General features: G+C 54.7%; 15 protein-coding genes. All 15 read right to left on the reverse strand.

Features of this window, described 5'->3' with window-relative positions; translation table 11 throughout:
• Nucleotides 1–43 precede the first annotated feature (43 nt).
• Nucleotides 44–2,512, reverse strand: coding sequence for a hypothetical protein (locus tag GXX57_06830; GenBank protein ID HHV44364.1), 2,469 nt, complete (start codon nt 2,510–2,512; stop codon nt 44–46).
• A gap of 41 nt (nt 2,513–2,553) precedes the next feature.
• Nucleotides 2,554–4,593 carry a cellulosome anchor protein gene (locus GXX57_06835; GenBank protein HHV44365.1) on the reverse strand — a complete coding sequence of 680 codons (2,040 nt, stop codon included), beginning with the start codon at nt 4,591–4,593 and terminating at the stop codon, nt 2,554–2,556.
• A 38-nt stretch (nt 4,594–4,631) separates the two neighbouring features.
• Entirely contained in the window at nt 4,632–5,384 is a 753-nt protein-coding gene (locus tag GXX57_06840) for a hypothetical protein (GenBank protein HHV44366.1), read from the reverse strand.
• Nucleotides 5,385–5,608: 224 nt separating this feature from the next.
• Nucleotides 5,609–5,962, reverse strand: a complete 354-nt coding sequence (locus GXX57_06845) for a biopolymer transporter ExbD (protein ID HHV44367.1) — start codon at nt 5,960–5,962, stop codon at nt 5,609–5,611.
• 84 nt (nt 5,963–6,046) lie between these two features.
• The gene (locus GXX57_06850; protein HHV44368.1) at nt 6,047–6,634 is read right to left on the reverse strand and encodes a MotA/TolQ/ExbB proton channel family protein; all 588 of its coding nucleotides are present in this window, start codon (nt 6,632–6,634) and stop codon (nt 6,047–6,049) included.
• Nucleotides 6,635–7,081: 447 nt separating this feature from the next.
• The gene (locus GXX57_06855; GenBank protein ID HHV44369.1) at nt 7,082–7,639 is read right to left on the reverse strand and encodes a GNAT family N-acetyltransferase; all 558 of its coding nucleotides are present in this window, start codon (nt 7,637–7,639) and stop codon (nt 7,082–7,084) included.
• Nucleotides 7,640–7,851: 212 nt separating this feature from the next.
• Nucleotides 7,852–8,691: a PHP domain-containing protein gene (locus GXX57_06860; protein ID HHV44370.1), complete on the reverse strand. Its 840-nt coding sequence runs from the start codon at nt 8,689–8,691 to the stop codon at nt 7,852–7,854.
• Nucleotides 8,688–9,473: a SigB/SigF/SigG family RNA polymerase sigma factor gene (locus GXX57_06865; protein HHV44371.1), complete on the reverse strand. Its 786-nt coding sequence runs from the start codon at nt 9,471–9,473 to the stop codon at nt 8,688–8,690. The genes GXX57_06860 and GXX57_06865 overlap by 4 nt, the downstream gene beginning before the upstream one ends.
• Nucleotides 9,474–9,480: 7 nt before the next feature.
• Nucleotides 9,481–9,933 (reverse strand): anti-sigma F factor, encoded by a 453-nt coding sequence (locus GXX57_06870; GenBank protein HHV44372.1) that lies wholly within the window; start codon nt 9,931–9,933, stop codon nt 9,481–9,483.
• Between the two features lie 12 nt (nt 9,934–9,945).
• Nucleotides 9,946–10,281 carry an anti-sigma factor antagonist gene (locus GXX57_06875; GenBank protein ID HHV44373.1) on the reverse strand — a complete coding sequence of 112 codons (336 nt, stop codon included), beginning with the start codon at nt 10,279–10,281 and terminating at the stop codon, nt 9,946–9,948.
• Nucleotides 10,282–10,470: 189 nt separating this feature from the next.
• A complete protein-coding gene (locus GXX57_06880) occupies nt 10,471–11,655 on the reverse strand; it encodes a D-alanyl-D-alanine carboxypeptidase (protein ID HHV44374.1) in 1,185 nt (394 codons plus the stop codon).
• A gap of 69 nt (nt 11,656–11,724) precedes the next feature.
• Nucleotides 11,725–13,026 carry a thymidine phosphorylase gene (locus GXX57_06885; GenBank protein HHV44375.1) on the reverse strand — a complete coding sequence of 434 codons (1,302 nt, stop codon included), beginning with the start codon at nt 13,024–13,026 and terminating at the stop codon, nt 11,725–11,727.
• A complete protein-coding gene (locus tag GXX57_06890; GenBank protein HHV44376.1) occupies nt 13,013–14,209 on the reverse strand; it encodes a phosphopentomutase in 1,197 nt (398 codons plus the stop codon). The genes GXX57_06885 and GXX57_06890 overlap by 14 nt, the downstream gene beginning before the upstream one ends.
• Nucleotides 14,210–14,223: 14 nt before the next feature.
• Nucleotides 14,224–15,105, reverse strand: a complete 882-nt coding sequence (gene xerD / locus GXX57_06895; GenBank protein HHV44377.1) for a site-specific tyrosine recombinase XerD — start codon at nt 15,103–15,105, stop codon at nt 14,224–14,226.
• A 705-nt stretch (nt 15,106–15,810) separates the two neighbouring features.
• Nucleotides 15,811–17,079, reverse strand: coding sequence for an extracellular solute-binding protein (locus GXX57_06900; protein ID HHV44378.1), 1,269 nt, complete (start codon nt 17,077–17,079; stop codon nt 15,811–15,813).
• Between the last annotated feature and the right edge of the window lie 26 nt (nt 17,080–17,105).

Raw genomic sequence — 17,105 nt, forward strand, 5'->3', positions numbered from 1 at the left:
CCATATCCTGCCCATCTCGGTTTGTTTCGATGTGCCTGTTCTGTTACTTGATCAAGGCGATGATCAAACCAAGTACAGCCACCAGCTGCATGGTGCTGACTTTCCCCTCTAGCTCCTCAATCTTAGCCTGGCTAGCCTGCCGATAACTGGTAAACTGCTGGGTCAGGTCTTCCACCTTGCCCACCAGCTGGCTTTCACTAATCCGGTAGCCAGAGATATGGGCCGCCACTTCTTCAGCCAGGTTCTGATTGAGATAATTAATCTCCGCCGCCACTTCCTCGACCCGAGCGCCCAGACCCTTGAGTTCCAACTGCAGTTTTGTCTCGGTGGCCGCCAACTCCTGGATTCGCCGCTGCTCCATGGTTTGCAGGTTCGATGCCACCGTGCTGTCAAGCTTGTTATGGGCCGCCAAGAGGGCCGCCAGCTCCTGGGAGAGGGTATCACATTGTTGGGCCAATTGGGCAAGCTGCGAAGCCAAACTGCTGTGGCCATCCTCCAGATCACCGCTCAGCAGCCCCAGCTCCAAGGTCAACTCATCCAGTTGGGCTTTCAGGATGTTCAGCTTCTCGTCTAATTCCGCTTTCAGTAGACTGACATTGTCCTCCAACTCCCCTTCAAGGATCGTCACCCGACCGTCCAATTCTCCTTGGAGGGCCTTAAGCCGGTCTTCCAAATCCCTTTCCAGGGTACCAAGATCAGCTTGCACCTTCTTCTCAAAGCTGCTGACCCGTTCATCCATGTTCCCCTCGAGGGTGGTAACCTGGGCGTTGACTTCGCCTTCTAGGCTACCTAGCCTTGCTTCCAAATCCCTTTGGAGGGTATCGAGCCTGGTCCCCAGCTCTCCCTGCAGAGCCTGCAATTTGCCATCCAGTTCCTGCAGTTTAGTTCCCTGCTGGGCTAGGCTGTCTTGATTGGCCACGATGGCCTGCTGCATTTTTGCGTCTTCCTGTTGCAGGGCCTGGATCTTACCTTCCAGCTTCACCAGTTGCTCCTGGAGACTGGCCTCGGCTTTGGCCTGCCGGTCGGCTAGCTGTTGTTGCTCGGCAATCCAACGGTTGATCTCTTCCTGCAGTTGGGTCAATGCCTGTTGTTGAGCCACGGTAACTGCTTGCAGTTGTGTGATCGCCTCGTTGTGTGCAGCCAGCTGGCTCCCTAAGTCCTGGGCAAGTTTATCCAGGGCCGCCTTCTGCTGGTCTAACAAAGCCCCTTGTCCCACCAGAAGCTCCGCCAGGTTCTGCATACTCTTTGCATACTCGCTCAAGGTGGCTTCCTGGGTAGCTAGATCTCTTTGGAGTTTATCGATCATACTGCGGTTCTCCGCCACCAACTTACTTTGGGCCTCGTATAATCTGTTCAGCTCATCCTTTGTTCCCGAAAGCTGGTGAGCGAGATCCGGCTGGAGGGTAATCACCACGTCCTCCAGGGCGAAAAGATCCCTTTGCAATTTGCCCAAGGCCGCCGCGGTCTCCTCAGCGGTAGCGTCCAACAGACCTTCCAGGGCCTGCAGGCTATCCGACAGTTTTAGGATCTGGGCCTGGCGATCCTCTACTTCCTTTTGCACCCGATCCGAAAGCTCAGATAAGCTCAGATCCAGGGCCAAGGACCTCTCTTCCAAGACATTAACCCGGGAAGCCAAGGCATTAACCTGGGAGGACATCTCCTGGGACAGAGTCTGCAGACTCTTTAGATCGGCACTTAAGACGTTCACCTGCTGCTGCAGACTGGCCAACTCCTGCTCGGAAAGATCCAAGCGGCCCGCCAGCGCCGAAGACTGCTGCTGCAAAGTGGTAATTAACCCTTGGAGGGTGTCAAAGGTCTGCTGTACACGGCCCGCAAAGTCCGTCTGTTGCACCTGCAGTTTTTCCAGACCGGCCTGCAGGTCCGAAGTGGTAATCCCCATCGCCACGGCCTTGTCCTGTAACGCCGCCACTTCCTGCTGCACTTGGTCTAGCAATTGGCTTTCCTGTCCGAACTCTACCAGCAAAGTGGCCACAGTGGTGGAAAGCACACTAAGTTCCGCTTCCAGTTCTTCCTTGGTGACCAATTCCTGATCGATCCGCTCCTTAAGCTGCACGGTGCGGACATCTAGGGCCTGGATCCCCAATAACGACTGGCTAATACTGTCATCTACGGCCACCATCAGCTTTTCCACATTGTTTATCCGTTCCACCAAAAGCTCCCGGTCCTCATACCATTGGACCAGATCAGCCCTGAATTCTGTGGACAAACGTTGCAACAGGGTCAGGTCCTCTTCGGTCAATCCGGTGGAATCCTTGGTAACCTTCTCCAAAGCCGCCGCGATCACACTGGCTAAGGTGTAGCGATCCACCGGCTCATTTCCCCGGAAGGTACCGTCTTCAAAGACAGGGATGATCCCCGCATCCACCAGTTGCTTAATGGCCTCATAGGCCCAATGGCCAGGATCCACATCGGCAAACTGCTGGGCCTGGGCCACGGAGAAAGTGCAAATCATCACACTGATCAGTACTAGGATTATAGCCTTCCTGCGCATCTTCAAGCTCCCCCTTGCCCCGTTCTCTTGAAATCTGCGTGTCACCTTACCGGTGCCACGGAAATGGTATGCGGGAGGGCCAGTGAATCCACCAGGTTACCCGCACCATCGGTCAATCTGACTTCCGCCAATCCGATCTCCGTTGTTCCTGCATCAATAGCTACAAAACGGAGACGAACCAAGCTGCCTGTGGCATTGCCCTTCGCCCCTTGGGACCCACGGTCTCCCCGGATGGCCACACACCCGGTGGCCGGGTCATTCTCCACCACAGACCAGTTGAGCGGCAAGCGGTCACCATCTACCACCTCCGCAAAGAGCGTACCCCGTTCCACACCTCCCAAAAGCAGGCTGAATCTCGCAGGATCGTAGTGCACAGTCACTTCACCACCGAAGAAACTGCCAATATCCTGGGCGATGACCTCGATGACGAAGAGTTCTCCCACGTTAACCTCCTCGGGCCCCGACACGTACACCTTCGGCTGCAGGTCATCGGTGTAGAGCTGACCTGAATAGATGGCGTTGGCCGCATTACTGGACCGTCCCACTAGGGAGTAGTTATAGCGGATCCGTCCTTCGGCGTCTTTGGCTTTGTAGGCCAAGTTCGGCCGGATAAACCAACTCAATTCCACCGTTTCACCGGGCAGAAGATGTCCCAGGTACTTTTCCTTTGTCTCTTTCTGGGCCAGGCGCAAAGTGGGCCCCATAAACTCAAGCCATACGTTTTTCGCCACATATCCACCCACATTCGTCACCGAAAGGGGTACTTCATACAGGCCTATTCCACCGGAGAAACCTACCAGGTTTGCCGGTCCCGCCTTAATCTCCAAGCGCGGCGGTGGCACGATGGTGATCCCCCGGGTGACAGAGTTGGGGTCCGTATTGAAGGAGCGCAGTTGCACGGTGAAGAAGACCTCATCACCAGCAATCTCCGGCTCCGGTTTCACCAGCCAGTGCACTTGGGCCGTCTCGTGCACTTCCAGATCGCCAAGGTTCCGAACCAAAGCACCGGAATGCACCTTAAGCCCCTGGGGCAGCTCCAGGGTAACCTCCACACCCTGGGCCATAAACCGTCCTGTATTCTGAATGTAGGCAACGATGGAGAAGGGTTCTCCGTCAACCGAAGGCACCACACTGGCAGGTGCAGTCACGCCCAGAGAAAGCTCTCCGGGAGCAATGGTGATGCCTCCCAGTCCGTAGTAGGTCACATATTCCAAAGATTCCCCTGGTGCAAGGACTACAGGATCCCAGTAGAGGGCCATTGCACTGTCCTGTTCCCAGTCTCCGGCCCGGGTGAAGTCCCGCCCCGGGTAGAAGGTAAAATCCCAAGGCCCGTCGGTCAAGTCACCCCAGTTGCTGAAATAGACCCGATCGGGAGTGGTGATGTCGGCGCCACTCAAAGTACCCTGGGCCATTACCGCTGGCTCAATCAGGGAGTCAAAAGCCTGCCAAAACTGAGGCATGTCGGACTTGGTAAAAAAGGTATCGCTATTGACCGCCACATCCTCGATCCGGAAGGGAGCCCCGTCATTGGAACCTAGCATGGTATCCAGCATAATGCGAAGCCCAAGCTGTACCGATTTGTCCCCTGTGTTCGTTACCTGATACGCAATCCGAGCGGTATCCTCCAGACCCGTGGTGGTGCTCCGGGCAAAACTCAGAACCTGGGTAACGACCACCTGAGGGGGAAATACATAGCTGGTAACAATGGCCTCCATATCTTCATCGATCCGGGGCCCATCCACCAATTGGCCAAAACCAACATCAATACCACCCCGCCGGTAAGAGGGACCACCGAAGATGTAGTCCGTCCCGTCAATTCGGATGGTGGTATAGGACGTGCGAGGCCGTTCCTGCCCAAAGAGCAAGGGCTTGTTCTGATCGTCCTCCCGTTTCGGGTCACCCCCGGTGGTGCTGAGGGAAAAACGTCCCGTGCCCTCTTCGGACAAGTTCACCAGGATGGCAATGTAATCATTCTTGAGTACCAACGTTTCCGGCAGCTGATCCAAGAAAGATGCTCCCTGGGCCACTGCCGTGATCAGCACCAACAACAAGCAGCAAATTGGAATGACCTTGCGTGGCATGGCACTAACTCCCCTGCAAATGAATTACTCTACCTGATCTACAAATCCAGATACTCAAAGTGGATCAACTCCGGTTCGTGCAAGTGTGGCCGGGAAAAGCCATCGGGCAAGGTTACCCGTTCATAGATGAACCTAATCCGGACTAAGTAGCGGCGTTCTCTTTCTACAAACTGCCATCTTAGTACGGTCTGCAAAGCATTCTCAGCAAACCGTTGGTTCCCTGATGAACTGTAGATCCGCGCTTCCTCGATGGTCCCCTGATCCACCAGCACCTCGATATCCACAACATCCCTGTCGATGGGATCAAGGGCCTTAGTGGGCACCATGATGTAATTGGTCACCACTTCACCGAAGCCTTGGGGGATCGGTTCCTCGGGTAGTAGAGGAACCGTCACCTCTTCAGTCTCCGCGGCCGTCTCGGTGTTTTCCGGAACCTCTGGCACAGGTTCATCTACCGGAGGCTCTGGCTCCGGTTCGGGCTCTGGTTCAGGCTCAGGCTCCGGTTCTGGTTCTGGTTCGGGCGCTATGGGCAAAACATGTTCGCTGGTAGATGAGGATACCGGTTGTATCTCAGGCTCCTTCGGCTCTTGAGGTTCTTTTGGCGCCGACACCGGCTCGGCTTTTTCCACCACCGGTTCTTCCGGCGGCAAAGATGAAACAGGTTCCGGTTCGGGCTCAGGCTCCGGTGGTGGAGGGGTCACCGGTTTTTCCGGTTCTACCGGTCGTTCCGGTTCCACCACTTCCGATTTCACTTCTGTCTCAGGTTCCTCGGGTACGGTAACCGTTTGCACTGGCGTTGATTCTTCCTGCTCTTGGACTGAAGTCTCTACCAAAGGAGAACTGGGTGCAACATAAGGAACTACATAGAGTAGAGGAGAGCCTGTGGTCATACTTCCAGGCGGTTGCGTCTTCCAACGCGGATAGATCCCGATCAAGACTGCATGTAGCAGAATGGAGATCACAAGATACTTGCTGAGGGAATTCTCCTCCCCGAACATACCCATCACTCCTCCGTCTACTCTTTAGGAGCAACCGCAAAACTGAAGATGTGTCCTCCCACGGCACAGAGTTCATCGACAACGTCAATCACCCGCTGCCAATGGACTAGGCGGTCCGCCTCGATCACTATGGGTAGATTGGGGTTGTCCTTCAGTCGCTCATAAACCAAGGTCTGCAACTGGAGCAAGGATACCGGTTGCCGTTCCAAATATATCTGTGAATCGCGGTCGATGCTCACCACAAGGTACTCCGTCTCGTAGGATTCTTGGGTGTGTGCTTGGGGAACGTCGATGGTGATGCCCGCCGGGGCGGTACGGAAATTGGCGAAAATCATGAAGAAGATGACCAGGGACAACATCACGTCCACCATCGACACGATTTGTACTTCTGGGCGCTCTCTTTTTTTTCGTTCAAACAGCATTTGGCTCACCTATATCCTTCGCCTGGAGCGAAGTCATTGGGACTGTCCGTTCATGAACTTGATGAAATCGATAAACTCGGCAGAGCGGAGGTTCATATCCGCAACCAACCGATCAACCCGGGTGGAAATGAAGTAGTGTAACACCACCGTGGGAACAGCCACGATTAATCCAGCCGCGGTGGTGATCAAGGCTTCGGCGATCCCCATACTGAGCAATGACGGATCGCTCACCCCCTGCAGGGAACCCAAGACGTTAAAACTTTCCATCAGACCAGTGATGGTGCCTAACAACCCCAACAAAGGCGACACGGTAATAATGGCATTGAGCATGGGCAAACCCCGCTCCAACTTATGAATCTCCTGTTGTCCCGTAGCCCGCATATACTCCCTGATCGTCTCCACATCGCGGTCGAAATTAGCAATCCCGCTACCAAGCACCACCGCCACCGGACCACGGGCCTTCTTCACCACCTGCATAGCTTCCAATGGTTTTTGTTGCCCCAGAAGCAACTTGATCCGCTCCATTAAATCCTTCGTATCCCAGCGACACCTGGCGGTGTAAATCAGACGCTCCAGACTGATCGCCAGGGAAAGGATCGAACAGAGCAAAATTGGGATCATTACAGGGCCGCCCTTAACAAATATATCCACCATAGTCCTAATCAACCTCCGCACCGACACTTATACTCACAGCTTGTACTCAAACGGAATATAACTTTAGTTTCCACATGTGCGGGACAGATTCCTGCTTGAATCTAACGCATTTTACAGAAACTTGCTCCCCCATCCCCCGCTGGAAAACCCTCTCAAAGGCCCTTCCCTTCTGTTTTCCAGCGGCATCAAAGAGGAAGCTATAGGAAGCTTTTCCTGGTTTTTCCTAGATTTTCGCAGACAAGGGAACAACCATCCCAAGCACCGACACCAAGACGAAATCCTTTTGATGGCAGAGTTTGTCGTAGATAATAAAAAACCTCCCCAAAGGGAAGGTTTCACACGGTGTAGGTAGAAAATCGCAAAAAGACAGGCCAATCAAAGAGGGCTAGCCGGCCATCGGGCCAGTACCTTGAACTAGCTGGTAGCTTTCTCGACAGCACAGATCCCTGCCCTTGCCCAGTAGTCTTTGGCAGTGACACTCATAAGAAGGATACGACACAGTTCGTCTTGGGCATTACGGCGCTCCACATAGCCTTCGCCCTTAAATCCGCATTTTAGATAACATTTGATGGCCCGCTGGTTGTAAGCATAGACCCGCAGGTAGACCCTTTGGAGCTTCAGCGTCCCGAAGGCATAGGAAAGGATCAGGGACACTGCTTCCGTGCCGATGCCCCGACCCCAATAGTCCCGATCCCCGATACGGATTCCCAGTTCTGCCTCTTTACTACGCCAAGCAATATGGTTAAGACTGATGTCTCCGATGATTGAATTGTCGCTACGCAGGGCGATAGCGTACATCTTTTCCCGGGGATCGCTTTTGGCTTTCAGCAGCCAAGGTCGACACTCCCCAACGGTGCTGGGATAGTCCCCTTCCAATAGATAATTCAGTTCATCATCCCTGCCCCATTGGGCGATCCGGGCAAAATCAGCCTCAAGAATCGGCCGTAACCTAATCCGTTCTCCCTCTAACATGACCCAGCCACCTTTCTAAGATTCAATCTCTTGGGGACAAATCATAGATGGGGACTGGTCATGTCACCCCATAAGCCGCCACCCCGCGCACAACCCTTCTGTTCCTGTGATTTTTCCAAGCCTACTCGCATGCTAATATATTCTCAATATTCTGCCTAAGGAACTGATACCCTGCAAGCAATAATAGGCAGGGCAAGGGGTTTCCAGCGGACTTAAGTGGTGTGGGTGGGCACTGCGGCAAGCAGGCATTGGACGCAGTGATCGGGAAGACGCACAGAACCGAAGTAGCGCTGGTCCTTACCTCCCCCATGGCAATCGGAGCCACCGGTAACTAAAAGACCATACTGCGCGGCCAACTCAAGAAATCGCGCCTTTTGCTCTGGCGAATGCTGGGGATAAAAGACCTCAAGGCCCATGAGGCCAGCCTTCACCAACTCCGGCAGGCAGGATAGTCCGGGGGCACTGAGCCCTGGATGGGCCAGCACCGGTACCCCACCGGCACGACGAATCAACCGAATGGCGTCAATGGTGTGACAGCGATCCCTAGGCACATAGGCCCGTTGGCCATGGCCCAAGAAGCGGTCGAAACCCTCCGCAATGGTGGAGGTATAACCCTTGTCTACCAGCAGTCGGGCCACATGGGCCCGGCCAGGACTCCCATCCCCCGCCAAAGCTAAGACTTCTTCTAAATCCAGATGTATTCCCAGTTCTGCCAAGAGATCTACAGTCTTTGCGATCCGCTCCAGGCGCGCAACGCGTAAGTAACCCAATTGATCTGTCAACAGCGGATCGTCCACGGAAAAACCATAGCCCAGAAGGTGTAGTTCCGCCAGATCCATCTCGGTACTTAACTCAATACCGGAAACCACCTGGACTCCCTGCTCCGCCCCCACGCGCATGGTGGAGAGGACATTATCTACCGAATCATGGTCCGTAATGGCAATAGTAGTAATCCCTTCCCTGCGGGCAAGGGAGACAATCTCCTCCGGTGTATAGGTCCCATCGGAAGCAGTGGTATGTATGTGCAAATCGGCCACCAACGATAATCTCACCCCACGTCCTTCACACTGACCTCCGCCAGTAAGGTCCTCAGTTCATACAGGGCCTGTTTTTCCAGTCTGCACACCTGGGCTTGGGATAACTCCATGGCTGCGGCCACTTCCGTTTGGGTCTTATCCTGGACAAAACGGAGCAGCACCACTTGCCGGAGGCGGGGAGCAAGACGACCAAGGGCCTCCTTCAAGGCGAGGTTCTCTACCCACTCCTCCACTCCTCCCTCATCACTCAGTCGGTCTTCCAACACCAGGCTGTTCTCCTCATCATCCACCACCGGCTCCTGCAAGGATACCGGCGCATGGAGGGCCTCCATGGCTACCACCAGTTCTTCCCGATCCACGCCCAAGGCCTCGGCCAGTTCACCGGGAGTAGGTGCGACCCCAGACTCCTGCATGATTTTTTCCTGCAGAGCCTTAGCTTGCATGGCTAGTTCCCGCATACCGCGACTAACCCGAATGGGCTGATCTTCCCGCAAATAGTGTTTGATTTCCCCCACAATCCTAGGCACCGCATAGGTGGAAAACTGTACCGACCTGGATAGGTCGAAGCCGTCGATGGCCTTAAGCAGGCCCACACATCCAATCTGGTAGAGGTCTTCCACACTCTTCCCCCGATGGATAAACCGCTGCACAATACTCATGACCAGACGCAGATTGCGTTGGACCAAACGCTCCCGCGCCGCTAAGTCCCCCGCCTGAGATCGGCTGATCAGTTGTTTGGTCTCACTGTCACTCAACAAAGGGGTGCTAGGCAAATCGATTTCGAAGAAGTCTGGCATCGCGGCGTCAGTCCCTTTTGCTGGCTTTGGTTTTGGTCATGTGCAATGTGGTGCCCTCTCCCACCGTTGATTCTAAGACAATCTCATCCATGTACATCTTGATAAAGGCTAATCCCAAGCCCATGCGTTCCTCAGGCAGCGTGGTATAGGTGGGTTCCAATGCCTTATTCACATCCTCGATGCCTCGCCCCCGATCCCGCACCACGATCTCCAGGGCATCGCCCCGGATCGCGGCTTCCAACACCACTGTCCCCACGGTCTCCGGGTAGGCATGGATCACACAGTTGGATACGGCCTCCGACACCGCCACCTTGATTTCATCCAGTTCCTCCAGGGTATAATCCAGCTGGGAGGCAAAGACAGCCACCGCCGTCCGGGCAAAGGCCACGTTTTCCCCCAGGCTGGGAAACTCCATGCGCACATGATTGGTCACAGTGGATACTGTAGGATTACTGTCCATACCGATACCCCTTTATTGAATAATTTCAAAGGCCTGTTTTTCTGATTGACACATCTCCACCAGGTTAAGCACGCCAGAAATCTCAAAAATCTGCCGCACTTGCGGAGCCGCACCGACAATGACCAGCTTTCCGCCCCGCCCCTGGATCTCTCGGTAACGCCCGAGAATAGCGCCTAGGCCCGATGAATCGATGAACTTAACCTCGCTGAGGTTAAGGATAATATGGCGAAGGTTTTCATGGTGCGCCAGTTGATCATCAACGTAGCTACGAAACTGTGGAGCCGTCACCAAATCCAATTCACCACTGAGCCGGATTAACAATGCATTACCACGTCTTTGCGAATTCATACACCTTAGCGACAAGGCCCGGGACAATCCCGAGCAAAAGCCGCCACACCGCCTTTCCCATGGATTATGCTTGTTTTCGAGCCAAGACTTGCCTTTGCTTGTCCCCGTTTGTACTACCCCAACGTCCATAGATCTATTAGTAAATTCTGCCTACCTATGGGATAATCCTTCTTTTGTCTATATCTCCTGCTATTGGAACAAGTTTGTTAACATATTCCGCAGGGTATAGTAGGTGATATGTAGAATGTTACCCCGTTCTACAGGATCACTGGCCAAAAGCTCCGCCCGGGCCAACTCTTCCCCATCCCGCTTACAGACCAGATAGCCGATCACTTGGCCCTGGTCCAGGGGGGCCACCAGGTCTTCATGGATCACCACTTCCATCTCCACTTGCCCCGTATCGCCCTTGGGCAGGGTAACGTAGAAGTCGGCACCCAAGACCGCATCCACTTGGTCGGTGGCACTCAAAGGCACCGACACCGGCAACCGGAAATCCCCTTTTGCGGTCACCAACTGAGCCTGGAAATTGCGAAAACCGTAATCTAACAGCGAGGAGGCCTCCTGCAGCCGCTGGTCTTCACTCTCCGCCCCCAGGACCACAGCGATTAACCGTAAATTGTCCCGCAAGGCGGTGACAGCAATGCAGTAGCCCGCCTCGGTGGTGGTACCGGTCTTGAACCCGTCCACACCGCTGTACCCATAGGTCTTGCCCCCCACCGTGCGTTCCAAAAGCTTGTTGAGGTTATACAGTTCAATCTGGGGTTTTCGCCCCTCCCGGACCGAATAATGATAGGTGGACAAAGCTTCCAAAAGCCCCGGTACCGAAAGGGCATGGCGGCACAGCTTGGCGAGATCCAAAGCGGTGGAATAGTTGGTGGCCTCTTGGGCTGTATATTCGGCCGGAAGCCCCGTGACATTGGCGAAGGAGGTATTGGTAAGTCCCAGCTCCAAGGCCCGCTGGTTCATCCTTTGGGCAAACTCTGCCTCGGAACCGGCCAGGTGCTCCGCCAAGGCCACGGCCCCATCGTTGGCAGAACCCACCGCCACACTATAGATCAACTCCTTCACAGTCATCTTCTCGTAGGGTTCAAGCCAGATCCGGGTCCCCGTCATACTACTGGCGTAGGGGGAAGCCACCACCAGTTCATCAAGGTTCACCACGCCCGCGGCCACATCCTCCAAAACCAGCACTAGAGTCATGATCTTAGTAAGGGAGGCAATGGCCCGGGGTTCTTCGGCATTGTGGGCATAGAGTATCCGACCACTTCTGGCATCCATCAACACCGCGGCGGGACTCTTCAGATCCAAAGCTCCCACCGGTACACAGACCACCACCAGCAAAGCGCAGAGCAGAACAAGTGTCAGATGTCTCATGGCTGTCCCCTTCCCGCTGTTATCCTGCATTAAAACATATTCTGCCACAAGCGGGATTATCACTTTGGATCAGCCGATGTGATCGATGACGAGTTCCCTTTGGGCTGGCACCGCAGGACCGATGACGATGCTTTCGATGAATAGTCTGCCCGCCTCCGTCACCGTGTCGGACCTGTTGGTGTAAAGCCGGACGAGGGGCTGCCCCTTCTCAACATAAGCCCCCCTCTTCACCAAAAGCTCAAGGCCAGCACCAAGGTCAATCTCATCCTCCTTGGTGGCCCGACCGGCCCCAAGCAGCATCGCGGCAGTGCCCACTTTCTCCGCGTCGATCTCCTGGACAAAGCCAGCCTCTTGGGCCCGGATCTCTTCCTTGTAGGCACTTTGGGGCAAAAGATCGTAATCCGAGATAACCTTTGGCTCTCCTCCCTGGGCTTGAACAATGGCCATAAACCTCTCCAAGGCCACGCCCTTGGTCAAGTTGTCCCGAGCCAGCTTTCGGCCCGTATCTAGCTGAACCCCTCGACTCAAAAACAGGGCCCAGGCCGCCAATTCCACACAAAGGAGGGTGAGATCCTCAGGACCGCGTCCTTTGAGGGTCTCGATGGCCTCGCGCACTTCCAGGCTGTTTCCCACCGCATAGCCCAAGGGTTGAGACATATCCGTGAGAAGGGCAACGGTCCTAATGTCACTGGCCCTACCGATCTCCACCATCAGTTGGGCAAGCGTCCGGGCTTTCTCTAGATCCTTCATAAAGGCACCACTGCCCACCTTCACGTCCAACACCAAAGCCCGGGCCCCACTGGCGATCTTCTTACTCATGACACTGGCGGCAATGAGGGGCAAACTCTCCACAGTCCCGGTCACATCCCGCAAATGGTACAACCGCTGATCCACCGGTACAAGGGTCTTGGTATGGCCGGCCATCACGGCCTTAAGCCGTCGGACTTGGGTTAGGATTTCCTCCGGAGACAGGGCAGTATTGAATCCAGGGATGGATTCCAGTTTGTCAATGGTGCCGCCGGTATGTCCCAGGCCCCTGCCGGACAGCTTCACCACCGGTACGTCCAAGGAAGCCAAAAGAGGGACCAGCACAATGGTGGTCTTGTCCCCTACACCACCGGTGGAATGCTTGTCCACAGGTGTCCCGGGAATACAGTGCAAATCCAGACGGTCGCTCTGCTCCACCATGGCCCGTGTGAAAAAGTGTGTCTCCTCGGGGGTCAGTCCGTTGAAATACACCGCCATCAGAAAGGCACTCATCTGGTAATCGGGGATGCGCCCGGCACCATACTCCCTCACAAGCCAAGTCAGTTCCTCCGCCGATAGGGTCTTGCCATCACGTTTGGCCCGGATGATATCAACTGCGCGCACTGGCCCCACCTCCTAAGATGTCCCGCAGGAAACTTTGGGCATTAAACCGGGGGATAAGCCCAAAGAATTCACTGATGGTAGCCGCCACATCGGAAAAGGTCTGGCGGACTCCTAGATTCTTCCCCAACCCCCGCTTGGGCGTAAAGGCAAGAAGGGGTACATACTCCCGGGAATGATCGGTACTGGTAGTGGTGGGATCACAACCGTGATCCGCGGTGATAATGCACAAATCCTCGTCGCGCAAAACACCCAAGAGCTTCGGCAAAAGGCTATCCACCTCTGCCAAGGCTTTAGCAAATCCCTCTGGATCATTACGATGGCCGTATAGGGTATCAAAGTCCACACAATTAGCCCAGATCAATCCTTGATCCGCGTCCTGTAGCCAAGCGGCGGTTTGGAGGATGATCTCCCGGTTATCCTTGCCGGGCAGCTTCTCGGTAATGCCCCGCTGGGCGAAGATATCCGGGATCTTCCCCACTCCACAGACCGGGTACCCGGCTTCACTGAGGATATCTAGCAACGTTGGTGCCGGAGGTGGCAGGCTGAAGTCGCGCCGGCGGGGGGTTCGGGTGTACCCGGTGGTTTCATCCCCGATGAAAGGCCGCGCAATCACCCGGGCTACCCCGTGTTCCCCCACCAAGATCCCTCTTGCCACCTCGCACAGTTCATACAGTCGCTCTGGGGGAATGACCTCCTCATGGGCGGCAATCTGAAAGACACTGTCCGCGGAAGTATAAATGATGGGCTTGCCCGTTCGCACATGCTCACTACCCAGGTCCTCAATAATCTTTGTACCGGAGGCGGGATAGTTCCCCAGAATCCCGATCCCGATCGCCTTCACAAACCGGTCCACCACTTCCTCAGGAAAACCCTCCGGGTATGTGGGAAAGGGTTTAAAGACCGGTACACCTGCAATCTCCCAGTGACCGGTGGTAGTATCCTTGCCCGCAGAAACCTCTTGCATTTTGCCGAAAAAGGCCCGGGGTGCAGTCACCGTCTTCACGCCGCAAATCTCTATGATGTTCCCCAAGCCTAACTGTTCCAGATGGGGCAACGGCAATCCACCTACGACCTTGGCCACATTTCGCAGGGTATTGCTGCCTTGATCGCCATACTCGGCCGCATCGGGTAGTTCACCAACACCAACACCGTCTAGCACTAGGATTACAGCTCGTTTGGACATGGTTGTGCCTCCTTTTAGGCCCGGGGATGGGTCTGGTCATAGGCTTGACGCAAGTGGGCCTTGGTTAAGTGGGTGTAAATCTGGGTGGTGGAAATGTCCACATGTCCTAGCATCTCCTGAACGGAACGGAGATCTGCACCGTTCTCCAAAAGATGCGTCGCAAAGGAGTGCCGCAGGGTATGGGGCGAAATCTCCTTCCTCAGACCTGCGATCTTAGCCGCCTCCTTGGTCACCTTCCAAACACTCTGTCTGCTCAGCCGATTGCCAAAGCGATTGATGAAAAGACACTGGCTCTTCGGTTGCCGATGGATTTCCCCGCGACGCTGTACATACCGTTCCAACCATTGTAGAGCTACATTTCCCACGGGCACCAGCCGCTCCCTGGATCCTTTTCCATAACATACAATAAAGCCCTCGTCCCAGTCCACATCATCCCCCTTGAGGTTAATCAATTCCGAAACCCGCAAGCCTGCACTGTATAAAACCTCCAGCATGGCGCGGTTTCGAATCTGGGTGGGTGTATCGGTGGGCATTCGGTCCAACAGGCGGGTCACCTCTTCCATGGAGAGGATCTCCGGTAAGAGATGCTCCTGTTTAGGGGCTGTAAGCTGTTCCGTGGGATCTTCGGTTATGTTGCCGCTATTTCGATGGAAACCATAGAAGGACCGCAGGGCATTCATTCGCCGGGCCATCGTAGCGGAGCTTAACCCCCGCTTTTTTTGGTCCACAAGATAGGCCAGGATCACCGTTTGATCCACCTGTAACAAGGAACACCCGACCCCCGTCACAAACTGACGAAAGTCCTCCAAATCCCTGCGGTAGGCATCCACCGTGTTCGCCGACAACCCCCGTTCCAAGGCCAGGTAATGTACAAAGTTCTCCACTGCTTCCACCATCGCGTGCCCTCCTTCGCGTCAACCATATTGTACCACGGGTCAACCCTTGTCTACTACTAAGGACGCCCCATCTTGGAAACGGCGTCAGAAGCGATTTTCTGGAGGATGGGGTTCTTTCCTAGCAGACAGCATTCTAATCTACTTCTAGCCATAGGATGCAAAGATTCAAGACTATCCTTCAAGGTCCATTCGCTATGCCCCGTAAAGATTTCACCAGTCACGGGCAATGGGGTTTCTTGGTTTCACCCCTCGACCGCCTGAAAGGGTCATAGGAGCTAAACTACTCGGTTACTCTTCCAAAGTCTTCGCGTGGTCGCATGGACAAGACACCACCATGCCTAAAGACGTGGTCACAAGGATTCTAGGGAGATAAGACGAGGAGAGAAGAACAACTGCAGATAGATGATGGCTTACGGCGATCGATACTCACGAAAGACGGAAGTTCCTATTGCCATCGGCTTTCGCACCGAACACAAAATCATAAAGGCGAGGCTAATTAGATACGGGGTTCCGACAGTACCTTCAAGAACATCATCAGAGGGATTGGTAACAGGCGGAGGAACGATGGTTCCCTACAAGATTGTTCGGAGGCTTTGACCTGCAAACAGAACCACCCATGACAGATAGGTAACGATGTTAGTAGCGCCTTGACCCCTCTGCCCTGCAGCCCCCATACGAGGGGCTGCAGGGACAATAGGGAAGACACTATCTCCCTTCTTCCAACAAAAACTGTAATTCTTCTCTAAGTTTGAGCAGGGCGTTACCAGGGGCCTCTTCACCCTTCATCGCCCTTTCCACGGCACTACCCACTACGTTCATATCGAAGACACCCCTGCGGCTGAGCACCACACTGTGTTCCACGGCGCTGATAATCACCGGCCAGTAGGGATGCAGTTCAAAGTTGATGGGATCAGCATTTGCCGCGGGAGAGGTGGAGACACGACCCTGTTGCTGAATGAACCAGGCACCACCTTCCGGTGCCACCGCCACCCATTTCAGCAGCTCCCAAGCCAGTTCTACATCCTTCGTCCCTGCGGGAATACCATAACCCCATGCTGGATCGACACTGGTTCGGATGGGCTCCCCATCGGGACGGGGCCTAAGGGCCATACCGATGGGGTATGTGGGGCTATTGCTCATGATCTCGTAATAAGCATAGTCGGCCCCGGTAAACATGGCCAATCGATCATTAATCATGGCCTGGAGGTAGCCGCCGTTCCGATTGATAAAGTTGGCACTTTCCGCCGCGTTGCCCGCCAGCCGCTGGTCGAAATCCAGCATCCAGGTGAGCACATCTACGGCCCGCTGGAAATCCGGCAAGGGCTCATCGTCAAGGGATATCAAGGTACTGCCCCACTGCTCCAGGTAAGTCAGCAGGTTGTATGCCCGGTTCATCGCTCCGTGCCCCGTCACGTTCACCCCCAACATCATCAGGTTACCATCGGGGGATTTCTGCGTAAGTCTTTGGGCCACAGTAAAAAGCTCACTATGGGTGGTGGGCGGTTGATCTGGATCCAAACCCGCCTCGGCAAACAGGTCACGGTTATAGTAGATGAGATGGTGGGTGCCCATCAGTTTGGGCAGGTAGTAAACTTGGCCATCATAGGTCACCTGATCCAACACGCTAGGATAGATCAGATCGGCCAGCTCTGCCCCATAGTTAGTTACACTCAGTTCGTTCAAGGCCAATAGTGCGCCCTTCTCTCCTAGGTAGGGATCGTTGCCCACCATACATACGTCCGGGGCCACCCCGGCCACAACCGCAGCAATTAGCCGTTCACCCAGCTGATTGGGATCGTATACGGAATCCACCACTTTCACACCGGGGTGAGCCGCCTCAAAGCGATCCAACACTTCCCGGACCAGCGCGGTGCGCGTTCCGGTCCAACCATGCCAAAGGGTTAGGACCTTTTCAGCAGAGGCAGTGGTACCAATCAACAAACACACAAGAAGTGTCAACAGTATCTTTTTCATTTCTTATCCTCCTTACAAATGTGATA

The organism is Bacillota bacterium, from assembly GCA_012839765.1.
In the GTDB taxonomy this organism is placed as follows: domain Bacteria; phylum Bacillota; class Limnochordia; order DUMW01; family DUMW01; genus DUMW01.